Source organism: Clavibacter lycopersici (genome assembly GCF_003576405.1).
GTDB lineage: Bacteria > Actinomycetota > Actinomycetes > Actinomycetales > Microbacteriaceae > Clavibacter > Clavibacter lycopersici.
This window is the reverse complement of the sequence record NZ_QWGT01000113.1, coordinates 1-9,038: the sequence shown is the minus strand read 5'-3', so window position 1 is coordinate 9,038 and position 9,038 is coordinate 1. Positions and strand designations below refer to the sequence as shown.

At 72.4% G+C, this 9,038-nt stretch carries 8 protein-coding genes; 4 read left to right on the top strand and 4 right to left on the bottom strand.

Annotated elements, in window-relative coordinates:
• Positions 1-536 (bottom strand): hypothetical protein (locus DZG00_RS17000; protein ID WP_158587800.1); only part of this gene is annotated, 536 nt, incomplete at its 3' end.
• Positions 537-741: 205 nt separating this feature from the next.
• Here DZG00_RS17000 and DZG00_RS08965 point away from each other — a divergent pair.
• The gene (locus tag DZG00_RS08965; RefSeq protein WP_158586978.1) at positions 742-1,782 is read left to right on the top strand and encodes a LacI family DNA-binding transcriptional regulator; all 1,041 of its coding nucleotides are present in this window, start codon (positions 742-744) and stop codon (positions 1,780-1,782) included.
• Here DZG00_RS08965 and DZG00_RS08960 read toward each other — a convergent pair.
• The gene (locus tag DZG00_RS08960; RefSeq protein ID WP_119381858.1) at positions 1,779-2,696 is read right to left on the bottom strand and encodes a nucleoside hydrolase; all 918 of its coding nucleotides are present in this window, start codon (positions 2,694-2,696) and stop codon (positions 1,779-1,781) included. The two genes, DZG00_RS08965 and DZG00_RS08960, sit on opposite strands and share 4 nt — an antisense overlap.
• Entirely contained in the window at positions 2,693-3,694 is a 1,002-nt protein-coding gene (locus tag DZG00_RS08955) for a LacI family DNA-binding transcriptional regulator (RefSeq protein WP_119381859.1), read from the bottom strand. The genes DZG00_RS08960 and DZG00_RS08955 overlap by 4 nt, the downstream gene beginning before the upstream one ends.
• 242 nt (positions 3,695-3,936) lie before the next feature.
• Between DZG00_RS08955 and DZG00_RS08950 the strand changes: the two genes are divergently transcribed.
• The 3 genes from DZG00_RS08950 (at position 3,937) to DZG00_RS08940 (ending at position 7,160) form a co-directional block, all read left to right on the top strand.
• Entirely contained in the window at positions 3,937-5,196 is a 1,260-nt protein-coding gene (locus DZG00_RS08950) for an ABC transporter substrate-binding protein (RefSeq protein WP_158586979.1), read from the top strand.
• Positions 5,197-5,265: 69 nt separating this feature from the next.
• Positions 5,266-6,255: a carbohydrate ABC transporter permease gene (locus DZG00_RS08945; RefSeq protein ID WP_119381861.1), complete on the top strand. Its 990-nt coding sequence runs from the start codon at positions 5,266-5,268 to the stop codon at positions 6,253-6,255.
• Positions 6,255-7,160 (top strand): carbohydrate ABC transporter permease, encoded by a 906-nt coding sequence (locus DZG00_RS08940; RefSeq protein WP_119381862.1) that lies wholly within the window; start codon positions 6,255-6,257, stop codon positions 7,158-7,160. The genes DZG00_RS08945 and DZG00_RS08940 overlap by 1 nt, the downstream gene beginning before the upstream one ends.
• A 91-nt stretch (positions 7,161-7,251) precedes the next feature.
• Here DZG00_RS08940 and DZG00_RS08935 read toward each other — a convergent pair whose 3' ends face one another.
• Entirely contained in the window at positions 7,252-8,769 is a 1,518-nt protein-coding gene (locus DZG00_RS08935; RefSeq protein WP_119381863.1) for an alpha-N-arabinofuranosidase, read from the bottom strand.
• Positions 8,770-9,038: the final 269 nt, after the last annotated feature.

The following is a 9,038-nucleotide window of genomic DNA, read 5'->3' as shown; positions in this document are numbered from 1 at the left end:
CCCCCGGGCGCGGCGCGGCCCGCGATCAGCTCCCAGTCGGCGGCCGGATCCGCGGCGTCGCCCTTGTCGAGCCGCACACCGAGCGGCGCGGCCCAGCTGGTGACCACCGCGACCGGCACGGGCTCGCCGGTGCCGTTGCTGACGACCGCGCTGCTGCGGAAGGCGCCGTCGCGACCGTGCAGGGTGACGGCGGCGCGGATCCCCCGCGGCGTCTCGGACACGATCTCGAGCGTCGTGCCGTCGGCGGAGACGGAGTGGGCGACGTACCGCAGCTGGCCGCCGATGGCGGTGGGCGTGAGGCGGTCGGTGAGGACCTCGACGAGCGGCACCGGGTGCGCGACGTGCGTCTCCACGGATCCGGCGACGAGGCGGGTGAGCATCACGGGGCCGTCGGCCGAGCGGCGGAAGCGGAGCTCGAGCCGGCCGCTGCGCCAGACGAGGTCGTCGACGCTGGCCTCGGGTGCGGGGCGGCGGGCGGCGGGGCGGCGGCGGTCCACGGTGCGCGACCGCAGCTCGACGAGCGGGGTGGGGGTCATCGTCGTCCTCCGTGTGCCGGGCGGATCGCTCCGCGGTTCGCCATCGAACGGACCTTGCGCAACTCCGGTCGAGCGGCGCGCGGTGTCCGCACATCATCTCCCGCGCGGGAGCGGGCGGCAAGGGGTGCGCGGGTCTCGATCCGATGACGGCGGCGCCAGGGAGTTGCGCAACTTTAGTGACCGGACCTCCACTAGGCTCCGGATCATGGACAGCACGCCCGCCGCACCCCGGCCGACGATGGCGCAGATCGCCGAGCGCGCCGGCACCACGGTCCCCACCGTCTCGAAGGTGCTCAACGGCGGCACCGACGTCTCCGAGGCGACCCGGTCGCGCGTGATGGCGGCGGCGCACGCGCTCGACTACCGGCGCCGACCGCGCGCGCGGCCGACCGACCGCGATCCCCGGGCCGCCGGCGTCGTCGACGTCGTGGTGGGGCACATCGAGGGCAGCTGGGTCGGCCCGGTGCTCCGCGCGATCGAGGAGGAGGCGTCCGCCGCGGGCGTCGACCTCGTGCTCGCGCGCGCCCGCCCCGACGGCGCGTGGATCAGCCGGCTCCTCCGCCGCCCCTCCCTCGGCGCGATCCTCGTGCTCGTCGACGCCACCCCGGCCAGCCTGCACACGCTCACGTCGGCCGGCATCCCCGTCGTCGCGATCGACCCGAGCTCCCGGCCGCCCGCGGAGGTGGCGAGCGTCGGGGCCACGAACTGGGACGGCGGCCGCATCGCCGCGGAGCTGCTCATCGCGGAGGGGCACACGCGGATCGGCGTCATCGGCGGCGTGCGGGCGCACCTCTTCGGCAGCGCCCGCATCGACGGGCTGACGACCGCCCTGCGCGCCGCCGGCATCCACGTGCCCGAGGACCGCATCGCCTTCTGCGACTGGGACCGCGAGCGCGCCCGCGCCGCGGCCGGCGCCATGCTCGCCGGGCCCGACCGGCCCACCGCGTTCTTCGCGTGCTCGGACGTGATGGGCCTCGGCGTCTACGAGGCGGCGGACGACGCGGGGCTGCGGATCCCGGACGACCTCAGCGTCGTCGGCTTCGACGGGGTGCTGGAGTCCGCGTGGGCGATGCCGCCCATGACCACCGTGCGCCAGCCCATCGCCGAGATGGGCGCGACCGCGTTCCACATGCTGCAGCAGGCGGACCGCGCCGGGCGGCCGCGGGCGGGCGGAACGCCGGGCACGCGCATGGAGCTCGAGACGGAGCTGGTGATGCGGGGATCCGTGGCGCCGCCGCGCACCTAGCGGTCGCCGGGCGACCCGGCGACGCGGTCGCCGTGCTCGCGCAGTTTCGCGATGAGGTCCTCGATGAGCCAGCGGGTGTCGAACGCCTCGCAGACGCGGATCGCGTGCCCTTCGCCGTCGCCTTCGCCGTCGCCGTCGCCGTCGCCGTCGCGCGACCCGTCCGCCGCGTACAGCGGTGCGGGCCGCATCCGCCACCGCCCGCCGGCGGGGTTCATCACGGCGCCGATGGCCGGGCTGTCGCCGAGCGAGCGGAGGTCGAGGGGGCCATAGGGGATCGTCGCGTCGAACGCGATCACCCCGTCGACGAGGTGGTCGGCGAGCGGGCTGGTGCCGCCGAGCCGCGTGCGCAGCTCCGCGTGCCCGACGCCGACCATCGTGTAGACGGGCATCGGGATCTGCCAGACGGCGATCCCCGACCCCATAACGACGTTCGCGGCGACCACGTCGTTGATGAGGTTGAACTCCGGGTGGTACGCCGCGACCTCCTCGTACGGCGGCCCGCCGACCCACACCACGACGACGTCGCGGGAGGCGATCGCCGGCTCCTCGAGGAGCGCGCTGGCGACGTCCGTGAGCGGGCCGAGCACGGCGATCCACAGCCGCCCGGCGTCGCGCATGGCCTCCGCGACGATGCGGCGGGAGCCGTCGGACGGCACGGGCGTGCGGGCGTCGGGGAGCGGATCCGGCGACCCGTCGAGCACGTCGACCGCGGCTCCCGCGAGGCCCGCCACGAGATCGATCTCGCGCCGTGACGCGGCCATGCTCCCGGGCTGCCCGAAGTGCGCGGCGACCAGCGCGCGGACGTCGAGCGTCCCCGTGAGGAGCGCCTGCGCGATCGCGAACTGGTCGTCGACCTCGTTCGCCGCGTCGGTGCTGACGATGAGCCGGTGCGGCGCCGGCGGGCGGCCGGTCACGCCGACTCCCGCTGCACGAGGCTCGTCGCGAGCACGGGCTGGCGGTCGACCTCGCGGCCCTCGATGGTCGCGATCACCGTCTCGGCGGCCACGCGCCCCATCTCCTCGAGCGGCTGGCGCACGGTGGTGAGCGGCGGATCCGACGTGGTCGCGATGATCACGTCGTCGAACCCGATGACGGAGACGTCCGTCGGCACGCGCCGCCCCGACGCCTGCAGCATGCGGATCGCGCCGGCGGCCATGAGGTCGGAGGAGGCGAACACGCCGTCGATCGCCGGGTGCCGCTGGAGCAGGCGGGCCATGGCGGCCCCGCCGCTCTCCAGCGTGAACTCGGCGTGCACGATCGCGCCGTGGTCCACGCCCTGCGCGGTGAGCTCGTCGCGCCAGCCGCGGATCCGGTCGCGCGCGGGCTCCATGTCGTGCGGCCCCGCGATGATCCCGAGCTGCCGCCGCCCGGCGTCGACCAGCGCGCGCGCCGCGAGCCGCCCGCCCCCGTGGTTGTCGGAGTCGACGACGATCGCGTCGTCCGCGAGGTCGCCGCGCGGCCGCCCCACCCAGGCCACGGGCACGGGGGAGTCGGCGAGCGTCTGGGCGAGGTGCGTGATCTCGTGCTGCAGGATCACGATGGCGCCGTCCACCGCGCGCGACCGGAGGAACCGGGGGATCCGGTCCGCGTCGTCCTGGTCGGCGGGCAGCAGCACGGGCTGGATCTCCGCCGCGTGCAGCCCCTTCGCGGCGCCCTTCAGCACCGACGTGAAGAAGGTGCCGGTGAGGCTGTCGAGCTCGTTGAAGGCGATGATCAGCGCGATCGCGCCCGAGCGTCCGCCGCGCAGCATGCGGGCCGCGCTGTTCGCCTCGTAGCCGAGCTGCCTCGCCGCGTGCTCGACGGCCGCGGCCATCCGCACGTCGACCCGGGTGCCGCCGGAGAGCACGCGCGCGGCCGTGGCGCGGGAGACGCCGGCCGCCTTCGCGACGTCCACCAGGGTGGGCCGGGTCATCGGGCGCTCGCCCTCGTCTGCATGGATCTCCTCCCGGCGGGCGCCGTCGCGGTCGCGAAGCCCTCCTGATCCTAGGCGGAGATCGATGTCTCACGGCGCGGTCCCGGTTCCGCATCGCCGCTTGCACGCCACCGGCCCGCGAGCTACGGTGACGCCAAGAGATCGTTCTCTCGGCCGGAGCGCTGACGCTCCGATCACGCCGCACGGATCCCCGACGAAGAGGAAACATCGTGAGAAGAAGCTTGACGGCCGTCGCAGCCGCCGCAGCAGTCGCCGTCGCCCTGACCGGATGCTCCTCCGGCGGAGGGGGCGGCGCATCGGACGACCCGAACGCGGAGGCGTCCTTCTGGTCGTTCACCGGCATCGCCGCCAAGGACGGCGTCGCCGAGTACCAGGAGAAGGCGCCCGACGCGAAGATCAAGCTGACCGAGGTCGGCTCCACCACCGAGACGGCCACCGCGCTCACCGCGGCGCTGGCCGGCGGCAAGGTCCCGGACCTCGTCATGATCCAGAACGACGACCTGCCGCAGTTCGTCGAGAACAGCGCGAACTTCCTCGACCTCCGCACGCTCGGGGGCGACGACATCGCGGACGACTACCTCCCGTGGGCCGCGTCCGCCGCCACCGCGGAGGACGGCTCGGTCGTCGGGATCCCCACGGACGTCGGCGGACTCGGCTTCGCCTACCGCGCCGACCTCTTCGCCGAGGCCGGCCTGCCGACCGAGCCGGACGAGGTCGCGGCCATGTGGAAGGACTGGCCCTCGTTCATCGCGATGGGCGAGCAGTACACGGAGGCCACCGGCAAGCCGTTCGTCGACAACATCGAGACGAGCGTGTTCTTCTCCACCGTCAACCAGGTGAGCGAGAAGTACTACTCGGAGGACGGCGAGCTCGTCTACGACACGAACCCGCAGGTCGAGGACGCGTTCCAGGTCGCGGTGGACGCGCACGACGCCGGCATCAGCGCGGGCATCGCGGCGTTCTCGTCCGGCTGGGCGCCGGGCCGCGCGAACGGGGCGTTCGCCGTCACCGTCGCGCCGTCCTGGATCCTGAAGGGCATCAAGACGGACGCCCCCGACACCGCGGGCGACTGGCGCGTCGCGAGCGTCCCCGGCGTCGGCGGCAACTGGGGCGGCAGCGTCATCGCCATCCCCGCGCGCGCCGAGCACCCGCAGGCGGCGTGGAAGTACATCGAGACGATGATGTCGGCCGACGCCCAGCAGGAGCACTTCACGAGGACCGGCACCTTCCCGGCCGCGGCGAGCGCGGTCGAGAGCGAGGACGTGCTGGCCTACCAGGACGACTTCTTCGGCGACTCCGAGATCGGGAAGGTCATGTCCGAGTCGGTCACGCAGTTCCCGTCGTTCTACAACGGGCCGGACACGACGCCCATCAACGCCGCCCTGCTCAACACGCTCGTCGAGCTGGAGGCGGGCAACGTCACCTCGGGCAAGGCGTGGTCGCAGGCGCTCGCGTCGGCGAAGACCGCCATCGGCGGCTGATCCTGCCCCACCCACCCGGGCGGCCCGGCGCGCTCGCGCTCCGGGCCGCCCCTCAGACGGAGGTACCCCATGTCGACGGCGACATCACCCCGCACGAGCACCGAGCCACCATCCGCCCCGCGGCCCCGCCGCGGGAAGGCGCCCGCGGTCGCGAAGACCCGCCAGATCCAGCAGTCGCTCTCCGAGCGCATCGCGCCCTACGCGTACGTGGCGCCCTTCTTCGTGATCTTCATCGTGTTCGGCCTGTTCCCCCTGGTCTTCACGTTCTACGTCTCGCTGTTCGACTGGAACCCCATCGGCGACCAGACCTTCGTGGGGCTCGCGAACTTCCAGCAGCTCTTCGCCGACGACCGGTTCTGGAACGCCCTCGTCAACACGTTCGCGATCTTCCTCATCTCGACGATCCCGCAGCTGCTGCTCGCGCTGTTCCTCGCGCACCTGCTCAACCACGCCCGGCTCAAGTGGGCGAACTTCTTCCGCATGGCGCTGCTGGTGCCGTACATCACCTCGGTCGCCGCGACGGCGATCGTGTTCGCGCAGATATTCGACCGGAACTTCGGCCTCATCAACTGGGTGCTGAGCCTGTTCGGGCTGCCGTCGGTCAACTTCATGGCGACCAACCACGGCTCGTGGATCCTCATCTCGGCCATGGTCATGTGGCGCTGGTTCGGCTACAACACGCTGCTGTACCTGGCCGGGCTCCAGGCGCTGCCGCGGGAGATGTTCGAGGCGGCGGCGGTGGACGGCGCGTCCAGCTGGCAGCAGTTCCGGCACCTGACGATCCCCGCGCTCCGCCCGATCATCATCTTCACGGTGATCATGTCGACCATCGGCGGCCTGCAGATATTCACGGAGCCGCTGCTCGCGGCGCCGGAGTCGGGCCTCACGTGCGGCGCCGGCCGGCAGTGCCAGACGCTCGCGCTGTTCCTCTACGAGCAGGGCTTCGGCCAGTTCAGGTTCGGCTACGGATCCGCCATCGGCGTCGTGCTGTTCGTGATCGTCGTGGTCGTGGCGCTCCTCAACTTCTACCTGTCCACCCGCACGAGGAAGGCGAGCTGATGTCCGACGTGATCGACCAGACCGTGTCACCGGTCGTCGCCGCACCCGTCACCAGGCGGTCGGCCCTGCCCCGACGCCGGGGGAAGGGCGGCGGCGTCAGCCCGATCGCCTATGTGTTCCTGAGCCTCGCCGTGCTCGTCTCGGTGTTCCCGCTCTACTACATGCTCGTCGTGGCCTCGGTGGGCGCGACCGCGATCACGTCGATCCCGCCGCGCCTCGTGCCGGGCGGGAACTTCTTCGCGGTAGCGGCGAAGGTGTTCGACACGGTGCCGTTCCTGCTGTCGCTGTTCAACAGCGTGGTCGTGTCGACGACCGTCGCGGTGCTATCCGCGGTGCTCTGCGCGATGGCCGGGTTCGCCTTCGCGAAGCTCACGTTCCCGGGGCGGAACGCGCTGTTCCTCATCGTGCTGCTCACCATGACGGTCCCGGCGCAGCTCAGCGTGATCCCGCAGTACCTGATCATCAGCCAGCTCGGCTGGGTCGACACGCTGCAGGCGATCATCGTGCCGGGCCTCGCGAGCGCGTTCGGCATCTTCTGGATGCGGCAGCACATGTCCACCACGGTGAGCGACGAGCTCATCCAGGCGGCCCGGCTCGACGGCGCGAACTCGTGGCAGCTGTTCTGGGGCGTCGCGTTCCCGGTGGTGCGGCCGGCGGCGTTCGTGCTCGGGCTCATCACCTTCACGGGCGTGTGGAACGACTTCATGTGGCCGTTCATCGTGCTGAAGTCGCCCGAGCTGTTCACGGTGCAGATCGCGCTGAAGCAGCTGCAGGCGAACCGGTCGATCGACGTGGCGCTCGCCATGGGCGGGTCGTTCATGGCGACGCTGCCGCTGCTGATCCTGTTCTTCTTCGTCGGACGACGGATGATCACCGGGATCATGGACGGCGCGTTCAAGGGCTGACGCACCGCACGCTCCTGACGCGACGACGCCGGCCGCCCCGATCCCTCCACGGATCCGGGCGGCCGGCGTCGTCGTGCCGGACCTCCGCGCGTCAGGCGTCGATCCGCAGCGACAGGGTCGCGAACGAGTGCGGCGGGAGCGTGAGGCGGAGGCCGTCCGCGGTGCGCTCGAACGCGTCGAACGGGACCGGGCTCACGGCGTCGGCGTCGCCCGGGCGGTTGTGCGCGTCGGGCCGGTCGGCCGTGAGGATGCGGCCCACGACGTCGTCGACCGCGCCGCCGCGGAACGCGAGCTCGATCTCGAGCGGCCCCTCGAGGTCCACGTTCGACAGGGAGACGAGCACGCGGCCGTCCTTGGCGCTCGCCGATGCGGAGGCCAGCGGGATCTCCCGGCCGTCGACCGCGCGCACGGGACCCGCCACGGTGGCGGGCAGAGATGCGGCGTCGTGGTGCCCGCGGTTCATCTCGAACACGTGGTACGTGGGGGTGCGCACCATCTCGCCGCCGTCGGGATCCGTGAGCAGCATCGCCTGCAGCACGTTCACCGTCTGCGCGATGTTGGCCATCCGCAGCCGGTCGGCGAAGGAGTGGAACACGTCGAAGTGCAGCGCGGCGACCATGGCGTCGCGGATCGTGTTCTGCTGGAACAGGAAGCCCGGGTTCGTGCCCTCCTCCACGTCCCACCAGGTGCCCCACTCGTCGAGCACCATGCCGAAGCGCTTCTCGGGGTCGTGCACGTCCATCACGGCGGCGTGCGCGCGGAGCAGCGGCTCGATCCCCTGCGCGGCGACGATGGTGCTCCAGTACGCCTCCTGGTCGAAGTCCGTCGCGCTGCCCTTCGCCGTCCAGCTGCCGCCGATCGTGTAGTAGTGCACCGAGACCGACTCCCACGGCACGGACGAGAACGGGTGCTTGTCCATCTCCGGGATCACGCGCATCAGCGTCTCGGTCCACTCGGTGTCCATGGTGTCGGCGCCGGCCGCGATGCGGTGCAGCGGGGTGTCGCCGCCGCTCTCGCAGAAGGTGCCGAACTGCCGGGCGAGGTCGGCGTAGGTGACCGAGCGCATGTTGCCGCCGCAGCCCCACGCCTCGTTGCCGAGGCCCCAGAACGGCACCGTCCACGGCTCGTCGCGACCGTTGACGCGGCGCAGGTCGGCCATCGGCGACTGGCCCGCGCCCGTGAGGTACTCGACCCAGTCGGACATCTCCTGCACCGTGCCCGAGCCGATGTTGCCGGACACGTAGGCGTCGGCCCCCAGCAGCTCGCAGAGCGCCATGAACTCGTGCGTGCCGAAGGAGTTGTCCTCGACCGCGCCGCCCCAGTGCGTGTTGATGAGCTTCGGCCGCTCCTCGCGCGGGCCGATGCCCTCGCGCCAGTGGTAGCGGTCGGCGAAGCAGCCGCCGGGCCAGCGGAGGTTGGGGATGTCGAGCGCCTTGAGGGCCTCCACGACGTCCAGGCGGATCCCGCCGGCGTTCGGCACGGGCGAGTCCTCGCCCACGAAGAAGCCGTCGTAGATGCAGCGGCCGAGGTGCTCCGCGAAGTGCCCGTAGAGGTGGCGGCTGATGGTGGCGCCGGGGCGGTCGAGGTCGACGGTGATGGTGGTGGTCACGGGTGCTCCTCCGATGGGGCGGCGACGATGCCGCGGTGGGGGCGTGCGGTGATGCGGTCGGGGCGGGTACCCGGCCTGTCGTGAGGGTCGGATCCCGCCCGAGAGATCGATCTCAGCGTACGCGCCCCGGGAGCCACGCGAGCTCGACGCGCACGGGGTCGTCCCCGATCCGGACGCGCTCGCCCGCGGGGAGCTCGCGCCCGTCCACCCGCACCGTCGCCGCCCGCGGCAGCCGCAGCGCCGTGCCCTGCGCGGGCGCCAGCCAGTCC

Coding starts and splice junctions, on each gene's coding strand:
- DZG00_RS08955 (WP_119381859.1), bottom strand. CDS start 3,694: ATGACCCGGCCCACCCTGGTGGACGTCGCGAAGGCGGCCGGCGTCTCC.
- DZG00_RS08965 (WP_158586978.1), top strand. CDS start 742: ATGGACAGCACGCCCGCCGCACCCCGGCCGACGATGGCGCAGATCGCC.
- DZG00_RS08945 (WP_119381861.1), top strand. CDS start 5,266: ATGTCGACGGCGACATCACCCCGCACGAGCACCGAGCCACCATCCGCC.
- DZG00_RS08940 (WP_119381862.1), top strand. CDS start 6,255: ATGTCCGACGTGATCGACCAGACCGTGTCACCGGTCGTCGCCGCACCC.